The organism is Cupriavidus sp. 207A1, assembly GCF_057798955.1.
On sequence record NZ_JBYOJO010000010.1, the window covers coordinates 1 to 19,692 of the forward strand.

Below are 19,692 nucleotides of genomic sequence, written 5' to 3' on the forward strand. Positions count from 1 at the left end.
CGCACATCGCCCGCCACGCGGCGGCGCGCCCCGATGCCGTCGCCGTGATCTGCGGCGAACAGGTGCTGCGCTACGGTGAACTGCTGGCCCGCGCTGACCGCCTCGCCGCCGTGCTGCACGCCCGCGGCATCGGCGCCGAGCATCGCGTCGGCATCGCCCTGTCGCGCTCGCCCGACCTGGTCGTCGCGTTGCTCGCGGTGATGCGCTGCGGCGCCGCCTACGTGCCGTTCGATCCGGCGTATCCCAGGGACCGGCTGGCCTACCTGTTCGACGACAGCGCCATCCGGCTGCTGGTCACCGAACCGGCGCTGCTCGACGCGCTGCCCGCGCCGGCGGCGCTGCCGGTGCTGACGCTGGATACGCTCGCCGATGGCATCGCGCCGCTGCCCGAGCAGCCGGTCCACCCCGGCCAGCTTGCCTACGTGATCTACACCTCCGGCTCCACCGGCCGGCCCAAGGGTGTTTGCGTCGCGCACGGACCGCTGGCCATGCATGTGGCCGCGACCATCGACGCCTACGAGATGGGCCCGCATTCGCGCGAGCTGCACTTCCTCTCGTTCGCCTTTGACGGCGCCCACGAGCGCTGGCTGTGCGCGCTTGCCTGCGGCGGCTCGCTGCTGCTGCGCGACGATGCGCTGTGGACGCCCGAGCAGACCGCCGCGGCCATGACCCGCCACGGCGTCACCAACGCCGGCTTCCCGCCGGCCTATCTGCGCCAGCTGGCCGAGTACTGCGAACAGAGCGGCGAGCGCCCGCCGGTGGCGCTCTACTCCTTCGGCGGCGAGGCCATGCCGCGCGCCGCCTTTGCGCAGGCGCGCCGCGCGCTGGCGCCGCGCACCTTCATCAACGGCTATGGCCCGACCGAAACCGTGGTCACGCCGATGGTCTGGAAGGTGCGCGCCGATGCGCCCGCAGCCGGCTTCGCCGGCACCTACGCGCCGATCGGGCGCCCGGTGGGCGCGCGCCGCTGCTACCTGCTCGATGCCGAGCTGAACCTGGTGCCGCCGGGCGTGGCCGGCGAGCTGTACATCGGCGGCGAAGGCCTGGCGCGCGGCTACCTGAACAAGGGCGGCATGACCGCGGAACGCTTCGTGCCCGATCCGTTCGCCGGCGATGGCGCGCGCCTTTACCGCACCGGCGACCTGGCGCGCTGGCTGCCTGGCGGCGAGCTGGAATACCTGGGCCGCATCGACCAGCAGCTGAAGATCCGCGGCTTTCGCATCGAGCCGGGCGAGATCGAGGCGCGCATCCTAGCGCAGTCCGGTGTCGCCAACGCGGCGGTGATCGCCGCCGAAGGACCGTCCGGGGCGCGGCTGGTGGCGTATGTGGTGCCCGTTGCCGGCGCAATGCTCGATAGCGCGCAACTGCGGAGCGCACTCGCCGCGGAACTGCCCGACTACATGGTGCCAGCCGCCTTCGTGGTGCTCGATGCCTTGCCGCTGACGCCCAACGGCAAGCTCGACCGCCGCGCCCTGCCGGCGCCCGGGGCGGAAGCGTCAGACCAGCATGTGCCGCCCCGAACCGAAGCGCAACGCTGGCTCGCACAGGTATGGCAGGACGTGCTCGGCGTGCCGCGGGTGGGGCTGGACGACAACTTCTTCGCGCTCGGCGGCGATTCACTGCTGAGCCTGAAGGTGATTTCCCGCGTCCGCGCCAACCGGGCGCTGGGGCTGGACCTGAAGCTGCGCGACCTGATGCGCACGCCTACCATCGGGCAGTTGCTGCCGGACGGCGAGCCTGCCGCCGCCATGCCCGCCGCCACGCTGCGCGTGCTCGCATCGGGACCGGCAAGCGCCACGCTGCCGCCGGTGGCCTGCGTCCATGCGGCGCTGGGCACCTTATTTGACTACGACGCCATCGTCGCGCAATTGGGCACGCAGCGCACGGTCTATGGCTTCCAGGCGCGCGCGCTGGCCGATCCGGCATGGCGCGATGCCTCGCTGGCATCGATCGCGGCGGACTATGTGCGGGAATGGCGTGCGGCGCAGCCGCAAGGGCCTTACTTGCTGCTGGGCTGGTCGCTCGGCGCGGCGCTGGCCACGCTGATGGCGCGCGAACTGGAAGCACAGGGGCAGACGGTCCAGTGGCTGGGCCTGGTCGATCCGTTTGTACCGGAGGCGCGTTCGCACGCCGGCGCGGCGCCCGGCTGGCCCGCCGCCCTGGCGGCATTTGCCGATCGCCTGTTGCCCGCTGCGGAACCGCTGGCGCTGCCGTCCAATGCCGCGCCCGAGCCCGACGCAGAAGCCGTACGCGCCCTGCTGGCGCCGCGCATTGCAACGTCGTCGGCGCCGCAGGCAACGCTGGGTGCCGACGAGCTGGCCCACATGTTCCTGGCAGCGCACCGGCTTGGCTTGCTGGCCGCGGCGCAGCGCGCGTTACCGGTGGTACAGGCACCCCGTGCGGTCTGGTGGCGCACCGGCCGTGACGGCGCAGCCGCGCGGCTGGCCGCCTGGCTGGGCGCGCCGCGCGAAGAGACCGTGCTGGAGGCCGTGGACCACCACGCCATCGTCCGCGACCCCCGTTTGCTGGCGCAGTTGCAGCGCAGCGTCGAGTCCCGCCCGGAGCCGGACACGGAAGCGCGGCACCCGGCTACAGGGGCCACCCTCCCGACGTAGGAGGCTGCGAATGAAATTTTTTAACGCAAATAACAATGATTTGCATTTACACTACGGCCGAAATCAAGAAAGCCGAAATCCAGGAGGAATATGTACACGGGTAGAACGGGTCGCGCGGGCCGGGGTCGGCCAGGCCATCAACCATTTGCGCTGACGGCGCTGGCGCTGGCGGTCTCCATGCAGTGCGCGCAGGCGCAGGACAGCGGCACGGCGCAGGCGGGCAGCACCGCCGTGGTACAGCTGCCGACCGTGAGCGTGCGCGCCGACGGCGTGGAGAACTACGGGCCGGCGAACAAGAAGTCGGTGTCCGCCACCAAATCCGACGTGCCGATCGCCGACACGCCCCAGTCGATCAGCGTCATCACCGCCGACCAGATGCGCGCCCAGGGCGCGCAGCGGGTCGAGGAAGCGCTGCGCTACAGCGCCGGCGTGCGCACCGAGCCGATCGTCGATACGCGGCGCAGCACCTACATGATCCGCGGTTTCACCGTGTCCCAGAACAGCCAGTACTGGGACGGCCTGAAGCTGCCGGCTTCCGGCGGCTACGGCGGCTGGGAACTGGAGCCGTACAGCCTGGATCGCGTCGACGTGGTGCGCGGTCCGTCGTCGGTGCTGTACGGACAGACCTCGCCCGGCGGCCTGATCAACCAGATCAGCAAGCGGCCGCAGGCGGAGACCGCCAACGAGATCAACCTCAGCTTCGGCAACTATGACCGCAAGGAGGTCTCCGGCGACTTCACCGGGGCACTCGACAAGGACGGCAAGGTGCTGTACCGCCTGACCGCGCTGGCGCGCGACAGCGGCACGCAGACCAATATGGCCGGCGACGACCGCTTCTTCATCGCGCCGCAGATCACCTGGCGCCCCACCGATGCCACCAGCTTCACGGCCTACGCGCAGATCTACCACGACAATGCCGGCAACAGCGCCAATTTCCTGCCGGCGCTGGGCACGATCACGCCGCTGGCCAACGGCTCCAGGATCCCGACCGACCTGTTCACGGGCGAGCCGGGCTTCGACCGCTTCAAGCGCGAGCAGTACCTGGCGGGCTATGAATTCTCGCATCGCCTGAACGACACGGTGACGCTGCGCCAGAACCTGCGCTACGGCCACATGTATGTGAGCTACGAGAACATCGGCGGCAACGGCGGGCTGGTGGCGAATCCGCCCAACGGCCCTTACCTGCTGCGCCGTATCGGCTTGCGCTCGAACGAGTCGTTCGACCTGTTCACGGTCGACAACCAGGCGCAGATCAAGGTCAGGCATGGCATCTTCGACCATACCATCCTGACCGGCATCGACTACTCGCGCTCGACCTTCGACCGCCTGCGCGGCCTGACCGGCAACACGCCGGCCGCCCAGCCGCCGCTGAATATCTTCAACCCGGTCTACGGCAATTTTGTCGCGCCGAACTACCAGACCGACGAAGACACCACGCGCAGCCAGATCGGCTTCTACCTGCAGGACATGGTGCGGATCTCCGACCGCTTCATGCTGCAGCTGGCCGGGCGCTATGACAAGGCCAAGGTCAGCACCGACACGCGCGCCCTCTCGACCAACGCGGTCACTCGCACCGGCAGCGACGACGGCAAGTTCACCGGCCGTGCCGGCCTGCTGTGGGAAGGCCCGTACGGCCTTTCGCCCTACGTGAGCTATTCCACCTCGTTCGAGCCGGCCACGGCCGTGCCGCTGTTCGGCGGCGGCACGCCGCAGCCCACCACCGGCAAGCAATACGAGGCCGGGCTGAAGTGGCAGCCCGCGGGCAGCCGCAGTTTTGCCCAGCTGTCGCTGTTCGACCTGACCCAGGCCAACGTGCTGACGACATCCCCGGTCAGCGGCTTCTCGTCGCAACTGGGTGAAGTCCGCTCGCGCGGCGTGGAACTGGAAGGCACGTGGTCGGTCACGCCCAACTTCAACATCCTGGCGTCGTACACGTACACCGACGCCGAGGTCACGAAGGCCGGCCCGAACGCGCCCAACGCCGGCAAGACGCCGCAATACGTGCCGCGGCACATGGCCTCGCTGTGGGCGGATTACCGGCTCTCCAGCGGCTTCCTGGCGGGCGTCTGGCTGGGCGGCGGGGTGCGCTACGTCAGCAAGACCTACGACCAGACCAACGTGACCGAGGTGCCCGGCTTCACGCTGGTCGACCTGGCCGCGAGCTATTCGTTTGCGCGGCACTACACGCTGCGGCTGAACGTCAACAACCTGTTCGACAAGACCTACGTCGCCGCATGCGACAGCGCCACCAACTGCTACTACGGGCGCCGCCGCACCATCATCGGCACGGTGACGTACCGCTGGTAAGCCGGGCATGGCCTGGCATGCCAACCCATGGCGGCAGGCACGGCCCCGCACCCGCAACACGGGTGCGGGGCCGCGGCCTTGCAGGAGTCCCATCACATGAAAGCCCCCACGCTACGCTTCTGGTACGCGATCCACCGCTGGACCAGCCTGCTCTGCACCCTGAACCTGCTGGTGCTGTGCCTCACCGGTCTGCTGCTGATCTTCCACGAGGACATCGACGCGCTCGCCGGCCAGGAACACCACGGCCTGGTGTCGGCCGAACGCACCCTGCCCGTGCCGGCGCAGCGCCCGCCGCTGCAAGGCATGGTCGATGCGGCGCGCGCCGCCCATCCTGGCCAGGCGCCCAAGTCGATTGCCTTCGCCGAGGATGATGCCGATGCCGTCGGCGTGCGCGTCGGCCCGCCCGGCGAGGCCAAGTTGCGCCACGGCACCACGGTCCAGTTCGATGCCGCCACCGGCGCGCCGCGCAAGCCCGGCCCGGCCGGCGAGACCGTCAGCGGCTTTATCCTCAAGCTGCACCTGAACCTGTTCCTGGGCCTGCCCGGCCAGTTCTTCATCGGCTTTATCGGCGTGCTGTTCGCGCTCAGCCTGATCAGCGGCCTGGTGCTCTACGGGCCTTTCATGCGCAAGCTGGCCTTCGGGCTGGTGCGCTTCGGCAAGCCGGTGCGCGTAGTGCAGGCGGACCTGCACAACCTGTTCGGCATCGTGGTGATGGTGTGGGCCCTGGTGGTCGGGCTGACCGGCACCTTCCTGTCGTTCTCGCCGCTGATCATCGGGCTGTGGCAGAAGACCGAGCTGCAGCACCTGATCGCCACCCTGCCCGGCCCGACACCGCCAAAGCTGGTGCCGGTCGACCGCGCGCTGGAGGCGGCCCACCAGGCCGTGCCGGGCAAGGATCCGGCCTTTGTGTTCTACCCCGGCACCGAGTTCTCCACCGGCCGCCACTACGGCGTGGTGCTGCGCGGCCATACCGAGCTGCAGAAGCGCGTCTATGCGATCGCGCTGGTCGACGCCGGCGACGGCAGCGTCGCCGCGGTGCGCGGCATGCCGTGGTACCTGCAGGTGCTGCTGCTGTCGGCGCCTTTCCACTTTGGCGACTATGCCGGCCGGCCGCTGCAGATCCTGTGGGCGTTGCTGACCGTGATCACGGCGGGGGCCACCGTGACCGGACTGATCTTCTGGCTCAAGCGGCCGCGGCGCAGCCGCGAGGAAGCGCGCGCACCGCTGCCGCCGCAACTGTCGGGAGACCAGGCATGAAGCTGATCGACGATACCTGGCCGATGCCGGTGCTGCTTGGCGCGCTGTCGCTGGGCGGCCTGGCGGCCGGCATTTTTGGCGACGGCGCGTGGGATGCGCTGTGCTGGATCGGCCTGGGCGTGCCGGTGGCGGTCACCGCGGGCTGGCTATGGCGGCAGTGGCGCGCACCGGAGCAGTCTGCGCGGCGCTGAGCGGCGCGCGTGCCCGCGCATCCGCCACCAGCGGGCACGTGCCGCAATACCCCTCGCCAGGCAAGCGGTGGTTCAGGCAGCAGATGCGCCGCACCGCCGCCACGCCGGGCAGCCCGGGCTCCGCGCCCGGACGGAAGGCACCGTGGAACGGATTGCCGAAGCCATCGGCGGACACGGCATTGCCGCTCCATGCCAGCACTTCCGCCCGCGGCGCGGCGGCCAGCGCGGGATGTGCGGCCAGTTGCCGCGCCACGCCGGCGGCGGCAACGCCGCCAGTACACCAGAGCAGCCGCGGCGACACGCGCGCGGCGGCGGCAAACGCCGCCACCACCTGCGGCAGGTGCCGCACCAGCAAGGGCGACAGCAGGCATGGCAGCGTCGCCGCGGCCGGCGCGCCGTCATCGGGCAGCACCAGGCGGGCGAGCCGGCCGTCCGCCGCGCCTTGCCATCTGACGGCCGGATGATCGAACGGCAGGCTGCGCCGATGCAGCGTAGCGGCCACCAGCGCGCCCGGCAGCACCGCCAGGGTGTAGTCCCGAAACCATGCCGCGGCCAGCGCGCGCCGGTCATCGCAGCCCAGCGCCTGCGCCAGGCTGGCCAGGCAGGCGTCCGCCCAGCTGCGGTCCAGCGCCATGGCGCGCACTGAGGGCTGCGCCGACTGCGCGGCAATGGCCAGGCGCTCGCCAAACGGGCGCAGCGGTCCGGTAAAAAACGGCGCAAGCAAAGCGATCATCGGGTTCCTGGTACGCATACCCGCGCCAGATGCGGGCCTGCACCACGCATGACGAATGCGCCGGGCGGGAAATTACCGGCGCGCCGGGTTGCCGCTAATTTTCCCGGGCGGCCGCACGTCATCCGGTCAGTAACGACCCTCCCTCCAAGCCCGCATGACGCTATTTGCCTCCCTGCCGCGCACGCTGCGCCTTACCATCGTCCTGGCCGCCGCGGCCAGCCTGGCCGCCGGCCTGTGCGCGGTCAGCATGGTGGCGCTGATCAACCGCGTGCTGGCCACGCAGGGCGCCGAAGCGCCGCGGCTGGCGCTGCCGTTCGCAGCGCTGGCGATCGCCGTGCTGGCGTGCCGCACGCTGGCGTCGACCCTGTTCGTGCGCGTCAGCCAGAGCGCGCTGGCGCGCATCCGCGCGCAGATCTGCGAGCGCTTTATCGGCGCGCCCTATCCGCATATCGAGCAGACCGGCAATGCGCGCGTGCAGGCGGCGCTGGCGGACGACAGCACCCATGTCGCCAACGGCCTGTCGGTGATTCCCGTGGTGCTGACCAACGCCATGGTGGTGCTGGGCTGCCTGGGTTACCTGGCCTGGCTGTCCTTGCCGACCTTCGCCATTGCCTGCGCGATCCTGGGCGTGGGCTCGTGGATCTATCACCTGAACCACCGCCGCGCGCTGGTGCACCTGAAGCAGGCCGGCATTGCCCAGGACTCGCTGCACGGCCAGTTCAAGGCGCTGGTGTCCGGCGCGCGCGAACTCAAGCTCAACCATGACAAACAGCTCAGCTTCCTGCGCGACAGCCTGGGCGCCACGCTGGAAGCGGTGCGCGCGGCGCGCACGCGCGGCCTGTCGATATTTTTCGTGGCGCTGGGGTTCGGCAGCTTCCTGTTTTTCGCGGTCATCGGCGGCGTGCTGTTCGCGCCGCGCGCAACGCCGCTCGATCCGGCGGTGATGACGGGTTTCACCATCATGTTCCTCTACATCATGTCGCCGCTGGAATCGCTGCTGAACGCGTTGCCGGCGCTGAGCATGGGGCGCGTGGCCTACGCGCGCATCGAAGCGCTGGGCGCCGATGCCGATCCCGAAGCGCCGCCGGGCGCCCCGCCCGCGGCGCCGTTCTCGTCGGTCGCGCTCGACGGCGCCAGCCACCGCTATTTCCACGAGGGCGAAAACACCTTCTTCGCGCTCGGACCGGTCGACCTGGTGCTGCGCGCCGGCGAGATCGTCTTCCTGGTGGGCGGCAACGGCAGCGGCAAGACCACGCTGGCCAAGCTGGTCGCGGGCCTGTACCCGCCGCTGTCGGGCCGCCTGCTCCATAACGGCAAGGCGGCCGACCCGGCGCGGCTGGCCGACTACCGGGCGCTGTTCTCGGCCGTGTTCTCGGACTTCCACCTGTTCGACACGCTGCTCGCGCACGATCCGCAGGACGAGGCCGTGGCCAACCGGCTGATCGAGCGCTTCCGGCTCGGCCACAAGGTCAGCGTGCGCGCCGGCCGCTTCACCACGCAGGCGCTGTCGCAGGGCCAGCGCAAGCGGCTGGCGCTGATCGTCGCCTGCCTGGAACGCCGGCCGGTGCTGATCCTCGACGAGTGGGCCGCCGACCAGGACCCGCTGTTCAAGGACATTTTCTATCGCGAGGTGCTGCCGGAACTGCGCGCGCAGGGCAAGGCGGTGCTGGTGATCTCGCACGACGACCGCTACTTCGGCCTGGCCGACCGCGTGGTCAGGATCGAGAACGGGCAGATTGCGGGCGACGCCGCGCCGCACGACGCCACGCCGCTGCCCGCAGTGTCCGCCGCCTGACTCCTTTTTCCCAACCGCATCGATCATGGCACTGCACCCCGATCTCGAAGCGCTGCTCGACATGGTGGAAATCGCCACCGCGACCGGCAAGCGCCCGGTCATCCATCAACTCACGCCGGCGCAGGCGCGGCGCGAATTCGACGCCGCCTCGGCCGCGCTGGACCTGCCGCCCGAGCCGCTGGCGCGGGTCGAAGCGCTGCTGCTCCCCACCCGCGACGGCCAGCAGCTCGATGCCCGGCTCTATGCGCCGCGCGCGCACGGCGACGGGCCGGCGCTGCCGGTGCTGCTGCATTTCCATAGCGGCGGCTTCACCGTCGGCAGCCTGGACTCGCATGCCGCGCTGTGCAGCGCGCTGGCGCAGCGCACGCCCTGCGCGGTGCTGTCGGTGGCGTACCGGCTGGCGCCGGAGCATCGCTTCCCCACCGCGGCCCACGATGCCATCGACGCGCTGGCGTGGCTGGGCGCGCATGCCGCCACGCTGGGACTGGATCCGGCCCGCATTGCCGTGGGCGGCGACAGCGCCGGCGGCACGCTCAGCGCGGTGCTGGCACTGGCCGCGCGCGACAACCCGGCGCTGCCGCAGCCCTGCCTGCAGGTGCTGTGCTACGCGGGACTGGGCGGGCGCACCGACACCGATTCGCACCGCCGCTACGGGCAGGGCTACCTGCTCGATACCGAAACCATCGAATGGTTCTACCGCCAGTACCTGCGCGATGCCGGCGACCGGGGCGACTGGCGCTTCGCGCCGCTGCTCGCGCCCGATCATCGCGGCGTGGCGCCGGCCTTGCTGGTGCTGGCAGAGTGCGATCCGCTGCGCGACGAGGGCCACGCCTACGCGCGCAAGCTGGCCGATGCCGGCGTGCCGGTTACGGTGCGCGAGTATGCGGGCATGGTCCATGAGTTCCTGCGCATGGGCAATGTGGTGGCCGATGCCGCGCAAGCGCATGAAGACATCGCGGAAGCACTGGCGCAGGCATTCGGGAACCTGCCGGGCCGCCCGCACCCGCTCGCGGCGAACCTAAATCCGGCGCCCGCTGCCTCGTCTCGATAGGCATGACGGAAAGCGCCCAGTGCGCCGCCCGCAACGTTCGCTTCGCCTGCACAGGACTTCGATGCCGTCTACGCTCTCTCCCTTCCCTCGCCACGTTTCCTTCGCCGCGGACGCCGCACTGCGTTGCGAAAGCCGCTTCGACGGCGCGCAGCTTACCGTCACGCAAGCCGCCGCCGCGCCGGTCCGTTTTGCGCTCGACGGCGACGCCCTGCGTCTGCTCGATACCGAGGCCGATGCCGCCGCGCTGGCGCATGCCGCGATGGCGGCGCTCGACGCTGCGTTCGCGCACGGCGCGCCGCGTGCGCTGCGCGTCCAGTTCGAGTCCCGCGACGCCGAGCGACGGCTGCATGCGCTCGGCGTGCTGGTGCGCGACGCGTCCGGCGCGCGCGGCAGCGTGGCCCATGCCGAGCTGCTGTGGCAGCGCCCCGAGCTTTACCTGGCGCCATCGGCCGGACCGTATCCGTTGCGCTATGCGCTGACCGACGGCAAGCGCCACCCGCAACGCGCGCCCAAGCCGCAGGGCGTGGTCTATGCCCGCCATATCCCGTGGCTGGACCGCACGCTGACGCTGCGCGCCGCCGAGCTCGAGCTCGACCTGCCCCTGCTGCACCGCTGGATGAACGACCCCGAGGTGGCGTACTTCTGGAACGAGGAAGGCGACGAGACCAAACATCGCGCCTACCTGCAGGGGCTGATCGACGACCCGCACATGATCCCGCTGATCGCCGCGTTCGACGATGCTCCGTTTGGCTACTTCGAGGTGTACTGGGCCAAGGAGAACCGCATCGCGCCGTTCTACGACGCGCACGACCACGACCGTGGCTGGCACGTGCTGATCGGCGAGCCGGCATTCCGCGGCAAGGCCTTCCTGACCGCATGGTTTCCCGCGATCCAGCACTACCAGTTCCTCGACGATCCGCGCACCCAGCGCATCGTGGGCGAGCCGCGCGCGGACCATGTGCGCCAGATTGCCAACCTCGACAAGGCCGGCTTTTCCAAGGTCAAGGAGTTCGACTTCCCGCACAAGCGCGCCATGCTGGTGATGCTGCTGCGCGAGCGCTTCTTTGGCGAACACCTGCTGCTCCCCTCCCTGGCCTCTTCTTCGACTGCTCAGCAAGGACCGAACCCATGACGCTACGCGAGATTTCCCCGGCCACCCATGACCTGATCGGCATCGGCTTCGGCCCCTCCAACCTGGCCCTGGCGATCGCGCTGCAGGAGCAGGCCGCGGCCGGCCGCCCGCTCGACGCGCACTTCATCGAGAAGCAGCAGGACTACCAGTGGCATGGCAATACCCTGGTGGCCCAGAGCGAGATGCAGATCTCGTTCCTGAAGGACCTGGTGTCGATGCGCAACCCGACCAGCCCCTACAGCTTCATCAACTACCTGCACCGCCACGGGCGGCTGGTCGATTTCATCAACCTGCGCACGTTCTACCCCAGCCGCATGGAGTACAACGACTACCTGCGCTGGGCCGCCAGCCACTTTGCCGGGCAATGCAGCCACGGCGAGGAAGTGGCGCGGATCGAGCCGGAAGCCCTGGGCGGGCGCATCGGGCGCGTGCGGGTGGTGTCGGTCGATGCGCAGGGGCGCGAACGCACCCGGCTGGCGCGCGCCATCGTGTTGTCGACCGGCGGCACGCCGCGCATTCCGGAAGCCTTCGCCGGCCTGCGCGGCGATCCGCGCCTGACCCACCACAGCGGCTACCTCAACTGGATCGGCACGCAGCCCTGCGCCAGCGGCAAGCCGATGCGCATCGCCGTGATCGGCGCCGGACAGAGCGCCGCCGAGGCCTTTATCGACCTGCACGACAACTATCCTTCGGCCAAAGTGGACTGGATCATCCGCGGCGCGGCGCTGAAGCCGGCCGACGACAGCCCCTTCGTCAACGAGATCTTCGCGCCGGCCTATACCGATGTGGTGTTCGAACAGGCGCAGGCGGGCCGCGACCGGCTGATCGACGAATACCTGAACACCAACTACTCGGTCATCGACGCCAACCTGATCGACCAGATCTACGCCATGCTGTACCGCCAGAAGGTGTGCGGGCAGTTCCGCGTCAACCTGCTGACCGGCAAGGCGGTGCAGGCCGCGCAATGCGGCGCCGGCGGCATCGAGCTGGCCATTGCCGTCACGGCGCCGGGCGCGCCGGCCGACACCGACACACGCCGTTACGACGCGGTGGTGCTGGCCACTGGCTATGAGCGCGAAAGCCATCGCCGGCTGCTGGCGCCGCTGGCCCGCTACCTGGGCGACTTCAGCGTGGACCGCAATTATCGCGTGCTGGCAGCGCCGGAACTGGCGGTGCCGGTGTACCTGCAGGGCTTCTGCCAGAGCAGCCACGGCCTCAGCGACACGCTGCTGTCGGTGCTGCCAGCGCGCGCCGAGGAAATCGCCAGCGACATCCACGACGCGCTGGCCGGCGAGCGCCCCTGGATGGCCCAGCCGGCTCAGGCGGGCGGCACCCAGGCGATCGCCGCCGCGTAGCCGTCCGGAGCCGCAAGCCGGTACAGCCGCATCCGGGCAAGTGCCGCCGCATGCCCGGCGAGCTGGCCGGCTTCCGGCACCACGGCAAGGCGGCCCGCGCCGCCCCGCCCATCCGCCACCACCGACACATGCTGCAGGTGGTCGGCGATCCCCAGGCCCAGCGCCTTCAGCAGGGCCTCCTTGGCCGTCCATAGCAGGAAAAACGCGCGCGGCCAGGCGTCGGCCGGCAGCAGCGCCAGCCACGCGCGCTCGCGCGGCGTGAGGCAGTGCGCGGCCAGCTCGCGCATCGCCGCCCGCCCCAGGGCCGGATCGATCCGCTCGATATCGACGCCGACCTGCCCGCCTGCCTCCGCCAGCGCAATCCACGCGTAGTCCCCCGCATGCGCGACGTTGAACACCGGTGCCGCGATGCCCTCGAGATAAGGCTTGCCGTGGCTGCCCGTGCGGAAACGCAGGGTGGACGGCAGGCAATCCAGCCGCTGCGCCAGCACGGTTCGCAAGGCCACGCGCGCGCCCGTGAAACGCCGGCGGTCAGCGGCTTGCCGCAGCGTGGCGCAGTGCGCCTGCTCGGCAGGGCAAAGGCAGCTGGCTGCCGCAATCGCCGCCGCATGCACCGGATCGGCCAGATCCACCTGCCATAGCCACAACTGCGGCAGCGGCGCCGGGAGGCGGCGTGGAAACCCGGCTTGGCGAAGTTTTGGACAGTCCATCCGAGTCAGGACGAATGGCGGCGGCAAGGATTTAGGGAGCCTGCACCGGACTGGGAAACCGCCTAGCGCCAACGGGGCTCGCACCTAGACGAAGCATCCCCCGGGAAATTTAATTTCTCTCGTATCCCGAAACCGTGGCATTAATTTCAATCCCGATAACATCTGCGTTACGTTTTTCTTTATTGCGAATCATTCGCATTCGTATTACCGTACGACTCCGCACTGCAGCAATCCGAGGAGCCGCCCGCATGATTTCCATCACCGACCCAGGCTTACGCCCCGCCCCCGTGCTGGCCGGGGACTCCCTGCTCGGATTATTCGTAGCCAACCGGCGCGCCCTGGTGGGTGCCGCCGCCCGCATCGTAGGCACCCGCGACCAGGCCGAGGACGTGGTCCAGGACGCCTTCCTGCGCCTGCGCGGCATGGCCGACGAACCATCGATCCGCTGCCGGCTCAGCTACCTGTTCCAGGTGGTGCGCAACCTCGCCATCGACACCTACCGCCGGCAGACGCTGGAGCAGAAATGGATGGCCCCCGAAGACGAAGGCATCAACGCCCCTTCGCCGACGACAACACCCGACATCATCGCGATGGACCGGCAGGCGCTGTGCGCGCTGGCCGGCGCGCTGGCGGAACTGCCCGAACGCACCCGGCGCGCCTTCGAGATGTGCCGCCTGCAGGGCATGACGCAGAAGCAGATCGCGTCGGAGCTGGGGGTCTCGCCGACGCTGGTGAATTTCATGGTGCGCGACGCCTGCATCCATTGCCGCGCCAGGCTGACACGGCAACAGGCGATCTGACCGTGCGGCGCCGGTCCTGCCGCTAGGCCGATGCCGCGAACCGCTCGGCCAGGAACGCCGCGCATGCCGCCCACGAGCGCCGGTCGGCCGCGGCGTCATAGACAATGCCCCGCTCCGGGAAGTTGGCGCCCTCGAAAGTAAACGCATGGCGCGCATGGCCATAGGCATGCAGTTGCCAGTCGGCTCCGGCCTGTGTCAGCTCGGTGGCGATGGCGAGCACGTCCGCCGGCGGCGCCACGGGGTCTTCCCAGCCATGCAGCAGCAGCACGCTGGCACCGATGGGACCTTGCGGGCCGAGCCGCGGGGGCTGCAGCACGCCGTGGAAGCTGGCCGCGGCCACCAGCCCGGGCGCGGCGGCGCGCGCCAGGTCCAGCGCGCACAGGCCACCGAAGCAGTACCCCACCGCGGCCATCCGCCCCGGATCTACGTCCGGCAGTCGCCTGGCCGCTTCAAACCCGGCCAGCAGCCGCTGCCGCAGCAGCCGGCGGTCGGCCAGCAGCGGGTCCATCAGGTGCGCGTTGTCGCCCCGCTCGTCGCCGCGCACGCCCTTGCCGTACACGTCGGCGGCAAAGCACAGATAGCCCAGTGCCGCAAAGCGGTCGGCGCAGCGGCGCATCGCCGCGTTCAGGCCGCTCCACTCATGGGCCAGCACCACGCACGGCGTGCGTGACGCGGCCATGCCGGCAGGCCTGGCGAGGTAGCCCTCGAAGACCGTGGTGCCATCCGTGTAGGTGATCAAGCCGCGCTCCGGCGGCAACTCTGCAGCGTTCATGGTTTCCTCCATTCAGGCGGCCAGCATGGCGCTGCGCGCAAACGCTGTATTGAACGTTTGGGACGTGGCTGGCACGCGCCGCTCAGAGATAAAAGGCCGGCGCGCCGGCCGGACGCTGCCCGAAGGACACCGCCAGCGGTGACTGACCGCTGCGCGCATACGTGCCCGGCGTCTGCGCCATGCGGCGGCGCCATGCGCGGATCTGGTGGGCCTGGTCGCTGTAGCCGTCCAGCGCATCGCCCGTGCCGCGCTGCAGTGCCTGGATGCTGTGCTGCAGGCGTTCCAGCTCCATCAGCTGCTTTGGCCCCAGCCCCAGCTGCTGCGCGAACCAGCGGTTCAGCTGGCGCCGGCTGACCGCCATCAGGCTGGCGACTTCCTGTACCTGCCGCCCCTCGCGCAACAGCGCGTGGGCCGCGCGCATCGATTGCAGCGCCGCCGGCTCCCGCAGCGCCGCGAGCCGCCGCAGCAGCCACGCATCGAGCCGGGCAACGATCCGTGCCGGCATCCAGGCGGCGCTAAGGTCGGCGCTGAGCGCATGGCTGGCCCGGTCTCCCAGGTACCCCGCGAGGTCCAGCAACTGGTCCTTGCACTCAGGCCCGACGCCGGGAAACAGCCGCGCCAGCCCGGCGCCGCTGAGCATGGCCATGACGAAGTACGTATCGGACCACGACTGCCAGCGCCGGCTGGCCGACTGCAAGCCCAGCAGCGACACCGTCGGCACGGCAGGGCCGCCCACCATCGCGTTCGGACGGCCGAAGTTGACCGACAGCACCGCACCGGGGTACGGACAGGTGGTGATATCGCTGCCGGCGTAGGCGCCTTCCAGGTCCTGTACGAACCAGTAGCCGTCGACATAGGGCGTCAGGGATGGGCACGGGGCGAGGACCTGGAACATGACGGCGGCGCGCATGGGAGGCGCTGGGGTGGGCACGGGCATACCTTTATCACAGGCGCCCCGCTGCCGTCGCAAACACCCGGCCCCATGAAAAAAGCGGGCTTCCGACGAAGCCCGCCTTTTGTTGCTGCGAAAGCCCTGCAATGACTGGCGTCGCCGCCGTCATCCCCGCTCAGGCCGGTACCTGCGATCCGGCTGCCGCCGCCTCCTTCGAGAACAGGCTCCGGGCGTTGGCAACGTGGCTCTTCAGCACCGGCCGCAGCACCATGATCGCCAGGAAGGCCGCGGTCAGGTCCATCGCTGCCACCGTGTAGAGCACGGTGGACCAGGTGCCGGTCGCTTCCATCATCAGGTTGCCGATCGGCACGAACAGTGCGCCGATACCCTTGGCGGTGTAGAGCACGCCGTAGATCTTGCCGATGTGCTTGGTGCCGAAGGCATCGCCGGCGAGCGCCGAGAACAGCGAGTAGACCTCGCCCCAGGCCAGGAACACCACGCCGGACAGGATCAGGAACGCGTACGGGTTGCTGCCGAAGTAGCCCAGCGCGATGATGCCCAGCCCTTCCAGCGTGAAGGCGATCACCATGGTCTTTTCGCGGCCAATGTTGTCCGAGATCCAGCCGAACAGCGGACGCGAGATCCCGTTCATGATCCGGTCCAGCATCAGCGCCAGCGGCAGCGCGGCCATCACGAAGAAGTGGAGGTCGACCTTGAACTCCTTCACGCCGAGGTCCTTGGCGATCACGCCCAGCTGCGCCACGGCCATCATGCCGCCGGTGACCACCAGCACGAACATGATCAGCATCAGCCAGAACAGCTTGGTGCACAGCGCTTCCTTGAGCGTGTAGTCGCGCGTGGCCTGGACCAGCTTGGCCGACGCCTTGACTTCATGCGACTTGGGCGAACGCAGGAACCACGCCGCGACGAAGGCGAGCGAACCCTGCAGCAGGCCGAAGAACAGGAAGGTGTGCTGGAAGCCCTGCGACTCGATCATCGCCGCGATCGGCAGGATGGTTGCCGCCGAGCCCGCGCCGTAGCCGCCGGCGGTCAGGCCCACGGCCAGGCCGCGGCGGTCCGGGAACCACTTGAGGGCGTTGTTGATGCAGGTGGCGTAGATCGAGCCCACGCCCAGCCCGCCCACCGCCGCGCCGACGTAGAAGCCCATCAGCGTGGTCGCCTGCGAGTTGATGCACCAGGCCGCGCCGATGAACACCGCGCCGAACGCCACCATCATGCGTGGCCCGAACTTGTCGATAAAGTAGCCTTCGATCGGTGCCAGCCAGGTCTGCACCAGCACAAAGACGGTAAACGCGATCTGGATGCTGGCGCGGGACCAGCCGTAGGTGTCCTGGATCTCCGGGACGAACAGGGTCCAGGCGTACTGGATGTTGGCGGTGGCGATCATGCAGATCACCCCCACGATCAGCTGCATCCAGCGTGTACCTTCCGGGACCTGGTGATTGACGCCCATCCCCATTGCCGATGGATTACTCATTGCGCGCTCCTTGAATAGATTGGCCATTAACTCGCGACAGGGCGGAGGAATATACGGTCGCGCTGCGCCTCAGCTTAGGGATGGCTGCTGGCATTTCATGTCTCCTAATGTCATTGGCATTTGTTTGCCTCTTATCACGACGCGACCTGAGGTCTCCGCCCTCACCTCTCTCACAAACTAGGAGCGGCGATGGGATACACAGTATGTGATATATCAACGAAGTCAAGCGAAAGCCGGGGCAGGGTTTTCACTGAATTAATGCGGGCCATGGATGGGCGCCTGATATTCACGACAAAACCGCATCAGAAGCTGTATGCAAAACCTGGCGGCGGTAGCGCCCGCCGGCTTCAATCCCTTTGCTGGCGGGGAAATCCGGCGCACCCTCCGACATCAATGAGTATTGCTTCTGAATCCGACGCGGTCACAATGGCGCATTATCATTACAACATTGTCATGATGACGGCAGCGTCATGATGACAGAATTGTCATGATTATCCCCCGCCGCCCCGGCAGATTCAGGCTAAATGCCTCCGATTAATCTCGTGCCGACATATAAAAAAAATGCCCGCAGGCGAACCTGGCGGGCTGAGGCATGGTGCGTGACATCGGCCGCAACATGTAGTTGCAGTTATAGGCGATAAATGGAGTTGGTCAAATAACCGAAATGGGTTTTACGCCGATTAATTGGCAAACTCAGAGAAAACCCTGAGCTACTCCTTGGGCCATGCCGGCGATTATGTGGCAATACGGCTTGATTATGACAAGGCTGTCATTTTCAGGTGACATTTACAAGTCCTTGGCCGCTGGCGGCGCCGGTTGACCCATGTAGACGAAAACGTCATCGCCTGCGCCTGGAATAGACAAAACAGCAAGCGCAGTAGAGCGCCTCGTAAAGCCGGTCTGCTGGCCGGCTGGCCTGCCCCGGTGGCGCGCCGGCTTCATAGATGAAATTGCCAAAAATCCGGCGCGAAGTAGATGTTTTGGTAAGTCCGGTAGAAGCTATGGTAAGCTCCGCGGGCATCAGCCCCACGTTTCACCGACCTCCGCATGGCTCATGCACCACTAGGCTACGACGCCCTGATCCGCCAGTTCGGCCTGCGCGTGCCGCCGCTGCGCTGCACCTCGGCGCTCGGCGACAAGACCGGCGTGCTCAGCACGCATACCGGCCCGGATGGCACCACGCGCACGGTCTACCCCCGCAACCGCTACCGCGGCGGCGACACCACGGTGGACCACCTGACCTTTGCGCTGAAGAAGGAACAGCTCGACCTGACCGTGCTGGCGGCGCTGTTCGAGCAGCCCCAGGCGGTGCAGGATGTGCGCGCCTGGCTGGCAGCCACGCCGACCTCGCGTTATGCCCGGCTGAGCGCCTTCTATGCCAAATGGCTGGCCGGGGCGCAGTTCGATTACAAGCTGCCGGCCGGCGCGCCGCGGGTGCTGGCGCTGGATGAGGCGGAATACGTGACCGGCCCGTCAACGCCGGACCTGCAGTTTGGGATCCAGAACAATCACCTCGGGCCGGCGGCATTCTGCCCGGTGGTGCGCCGTACCGAGAAGCTGGCACGCTGGATTGCCGCCGACCTGCCCGGCCGTGTGGGCAGCGCCATCCGGCGCCTGGAGCCGGAGTTGCTGGCGCGCGCGGTGGATTATCTCTACCTGGCCGAGACCCGCTCCACGTATTCGATCGAGCATGAGATTCCCGATAACCAGCGCGTCGCCAAGTTCCGGCGGCTGCTGGAATATGCCGGCCAGCGCGCGCCGCTGACCGAAGCGCAGCTGTGCGAATGGCAGAACGAGATCATCTCCGGCCTGCGCGCCGAGTACAGCTTCCGCGACCAGCAGAACTGGCTGTCTCGCGGCGGGCGGCTGCGCAATATCGCGGACTATATTCCGCCGCCGCCGGCGCAGCTGGGCGCGATGATGGACGGCATTGCCGCGGTCGCGGCACTGGTCGAATCCCACGCGGCAAACCCGATCGTGGTGGCGGCGTGCGTGTCGTTCGGCTTTGTCTTTGCGCACCCGTTCTATGACGGCAACGGCCGCCTGCATCGTTTCCTGATCCACCACCTGCTGCGCCAGGCCGGCGTCACGCCCGAAGGCGTGGTGCTGCCGGTGTCGGCGCGCATGCTCAAGCAGCTCGACCTCTACGCCGGCCTGCTCAAGGCCTATTCCGCGCCGCGTACCGCGCTGCTCAACTACGCGCTGGATGCGGACAGCGACACCATCCTGATCAAATCGCCGCAGCCCTACTGGCTCTATGCCTCGTTCGACGCCACCGCGCTATGCGAATTCGTGTTCGAGTGCATCGAGCAATGCGTCGAGCAGGACCTGGCGCAGGAAATCCAGTACCTGCGCGCCTACGACGCCAGCGTGACCCGGCTCGAAAGCTGGCTCGACCTGCGCCAGTCGCGGCTGTCCAACCTGATCGACCTGGTCGTGCAGAACCACGGCGAGCTGTCGCGGCGCAAGCGCAAGCTGTTCGAGGACATCACCGACGACGAGCTCGCGCGCATCGAAGCGGTGGTGCGCGACGAGTTCGCGGACTACCTGGAGCGCCACGGCAGCCGCTGAAGCGCGGCGCGCC

Annotated in this window: 15 protein-coding genes; 10 read left to right on the top strand and 5 right to left on the bottom strand. The window is 68.6% G+C overall.

Going from position 1 to position 19,692, the window contains the following annotated elements:
• The 4 genes from AC3FMM_RS18755 to AC3FMM_RS18770 all read left to right on the top strand — a co-directional run.
• On the top strand, window positions 1-2,615 hold a 2,615-nt coding region (locus AC3FMM_RS18755), incomplete at its 5' end, for an amino acid adenylation domain-containing protein (protein WP_488687262.1).
• 177 nt (window positions 2,616-2,792) lie between these two features.
• A complete protein-coding gene (locus AC3FMM_RS18760; RefSeq protein ID WP_240987829.1) occupies window positions 2,793-4,922 on the top strand; it encodes a TonB-dependent siderophore receptor in 2,130 nt (709 codons plus the stop codon).
• Window positions 4,923-5,018: 96 nt separating this feature from the next.
• Window positions 5,019-6,179 carry a PepSY-associated TM helix domain-containing protein gene (locus tag AC3FMM_RS18765; protein ID WP_414248817.1) on the top strand — a complete coding sequence of 387 codons (1,161 nt, stop codon included), beginning with the start codon at window positions 5,019-5,021 and terminating at the stop codon, window positions 6,177-6,179.
• Window positions 6,176-6,370 carry a hypothetical protein gene (locus AC3FMM_RS18770; RefSeq protein WP_115713255.1) on the top strand — a complete coding sequence of 65 codons (195 nt, stop codon included), beginning with the start codon at window positions 6,176-6,178 and terminating at the stop codon, window positions 6,368-6,370. The genes AC3FMM_RS18765 and AC3FMM_RS18770 overlap by 4 nt, the downstream gene beginning before the upstream one ends.
• Here the strand turns inward: AC3FMM_RS18770 and fhuF are convergent.
• A complete protein-coding gene (gene fhuF / locus AC3FMM_RS18775; RefSeq protein WP_414248816.1) occupies window positions 6,312-7,103 on the bottom strand; it encodes a siderophore-iron reductase FhuF in 792 nt (263 codons plus the stop codon). The two genes, AC3FMM_RS18770 and fhuF, sit on opposite strands and share 59 nt — an antisense overlap.
• A 154-nt stretch (window positions 7,104-7,257) precedes the next feature.
• Here fhuF and AC3FMM_RS18780 point away from each other — a divergent pair, with 154 nt between their 5' ends.
• The 4 genes from AC3FMM_RS18780 (at window position 7,258) to AC3FMM_RS18795 (ending at window position 12,436) form a co-directional block, all read left to right on the top strand.
• Window positions 7,258-8,898, top strand: coding sequence for a cyclic peptide export ABC transporter (locus tag AC3FMM_RS18780; protein ID WP_488687263.1), 1,641 nt, complete (start codon window positions 7,258-7,260; stop codon window positions 8,896-8,898).
• Window positions 8,899-8,923: 25 nt separating this feature from the next.
• Window positions 8,924-9,949, top strand: coding sequence for an alpha/beta hydrolase (locus tag AC3FMM_RS18785; RefSeq protein WP_488687264.1), 1,026 nt, complete (start codon window positions 8,924-8,926; stop codon window positions 9,947-9,949).
• Between the two features lie 61 nt (window positions 9,950-10,010).
• Window positions 10,011-11,081: a GNAT family N-acetyltransferase gene (locus AC3FMM_RS18790; protein WP_488687265.1), complete on the top strand. Its 1,071-nt coding sequence runs from the start codon at window positions 10,011-10,013 to the stop codon at window positions 11,079-11,081.
• Window positions 11,078-12,436: a lysine N(6)-hydroxylase/L-ornithine N(5)-oxygenase family protein gene (locus AC3FMM_RS18795; protein ID WP_115713250.1), complete on the top strand. Its 1,359-nt coding sequence runs from the start codon at window positions 11,078-11,080 to the stop codon at window positions 12,434-12,436. The genes AC3FMM_RS18790 and AC3FMM_RS18795 overlap by 4 nt, the downstream gene beginning before the upstream one ends.
• On the opposite strand, the gene AC3FMM_RS18800 is transcribed toward AC3FMM_RS18795, so the two are convergent.
• Window positions 12,400-13,173 carry a 4'-phosphopantetheinyl transferase family protein gene (locus tag AC3FMM_RS18800; RefSeq protein WP_488687266.1) on the bottom strand — a complete coding sequence of 258 codons (774 nt, stop codon included), beginning with the start codon at window positions 13,171-13,173 and terminating at the stop codon, window positions 12,400-12,402. The genes AC3FMM_RS18795 and AC3FMM_RS18800 overlap by 37 nt on opposite strands.
• A gap of 221 nt (window positions 13,174-13,394) precedes the next feature.
• Between AC3FMM_RS18800 and AC3FMM_RS18805 the strand changes: the two genes are divergently transcribed.
• Window positions 13,395-13,946 (top strand): RNA polymerase factor sigma-70, encoded by a 552-nt coding sequence (locus AC3FMM_RS18805; RefSeq protein WP_488687267.1) that lies wholly within the window; start codon window positions 13,395-13,397, stop codon window positions 13,944-13,946.
• Between the two features lie 22 nt (window positions 13,947-13,968).
• On the opposite strand, the gene AC3FMM_RS18810 is transcribed toward AC3FMM_RS18805, so the two are convergent.
• The 3 genes from AC3FMM_RS18810 to oxlT all read right to left on the bottom strand — a co-directional run bounded on the left by AC3FMM_RS18810 (window position 13,969) and on the right by oxlT (window position 17,108).
• Entirely contained in the window at window positions 13,969-14,718 is a 750-nt protein-coding gene (locus AC3FMM_RS18810; RefSeq protein ID WP_115713247.1) for a dienelactone hydrolase family protein, read from the bottom strand.
• 82 nt (window positions 14,719-14,800) lie between these two features.
• The gene (locus AC3FMM_RS18815; protein ID WP_414248810.1) at window positions 14,801-15,628 is read right to left on the bottom strand and encodes a helix-turn-helix domain-containing protein; all 828 of its coding nucleotides are present in this window, start codon (window positions 15,626-15,628) and stop codon (window positions 14,801-14,803) included.
• A 157-nt stretch (window positions 15,629-15,785) separates the two neighbouring features.
• Window positions 15,786-17,108 carry an oxalate/formate MFS antiporter gene (gene oxlT / locus AC3FMM_RS18820; protein ID WP_116314442.1) on the bottom strand — a complete coding sequence of 441 codons (1,323 nt, stop codon included), beginning with the start codon at window positions 17,106-17,108 and terminating at the stop codon, window positions 15,786-15,788.
• Between the two features lie 1,047 nt (window positions 17,109-18,155).
• Here oxlT and AC3FMM_RS18825 point away from each other — a divergent pair.
• The gene (locus AC3FMM_RS18825; RefSeq protein ID WP_488687268.1) at window positions 18,156-19,679 is read left to right on the top strand and encodes a Fic family protein; all 1,524 of its coding nucleotides are present in this window, start codon (window positions 18,156-18,158) and stop codon (window positions 19,677-19,679) included.
• Window positions 19,680-19,692: the final 13 nt, after the last annotated feature.

Excerpts from the sequence above, each read along its gene's own strand:
- AC3FMM_RS18760 (WP_240987829.1), top strand. The coding sequence starts at position 2,793 with ATGCAGTGCGCGCAGGCGCAGGACAGCGGCACGGCGCAGGCGGGCAGC.
- AC3FMM_RS18765 (WP_414248817.1), top strand. The coding sequence starts at position 5,019 with ATGAAAGCCCCCACGCTACGCTTCTGGTACGCGATCCACCGCTGGACC.
- AC3FMM_RS18770 (WP_115713255.1), top strand. The coding sequence starts at position 6,176 with ATGAAGCTGATCGACGATACCTGGCCGATGCCGGTGCTGCTTGGCGCG.
- fhuF (WP_414248816.1), bottom strand. The coding sequence starts at position 7,103 with ATGATCGCTTTGCTTGCGCCGTTTTTTACCGGACCGCTGCGCCCGTTT.
- AC3FMM_RS18780 (WP_488687263.1), top strand. The coding sequence starts at position 7,258 with ATGACGCTATTTGCCTCCCTGCCGCGCACGCTGCGCCTTACCATCGTC.
- AC3FMM_RS18785 (WP_488687264.1), top strand. The coding sequence starts at position 8,924 with ATGGCACTGCACCCCGATCTCGAAGCGCTGCTCGACATGGTGGAAATC.
- AC3FMM_RS18790 (WP_488687265.1), top strand. The coding sequence starts at position 10,011 with ATGCCGTCTACGCTCTCTCCCTTCCCTCGCCACGTTTCCTTCGCCGCG.
- AC3FMM_RS18795 (WP_115713250.1), top strand. The coding sequence starts at position 11,078 with ATGACGCTACGCGAGATTTCCCCGGCCACCCATGACCTGATCGGCATC.
- AC3FMM_RS18805 (WP_488687267.1), top strand. The coding sequence starts at position 13,395 with ATGATTTCCATCACCGACCCAGGCTTACGCCCCGCCCCCGTGCTGGCC.
- AC3FMM_RS18810 (WP_115713247.1), bottom strand. The coding sequence starts at position 14,718 with ATGAACGCTGCAGAGTTGCCGCCGGAGCGCGGCTTGATCACCTACACG.
- AC3FMM_RS18815 (WP_414248810.1), bottom strand. The coding sequence starts at position 15,628 with ATGCGCGCCGCCGTCATGTTCCAGGTCCTCGCCCCGTGCCCATCCCTG.
- oxlT (WP_116314442.1), bottom strand. The coding sequence starts at position 17,108 with ATGAGTAATCCATCGGCAATGGGGATGGGCGTCAATCACCAGGTCCCG.
- AC3FMM_RS18825 (WP_488687268.1), top strand. The coding sequence starts at position 18,156 with ATGGCTCATGCACCACTAGGCTACGACGCCCTGATCCGCCAGTTCGGC.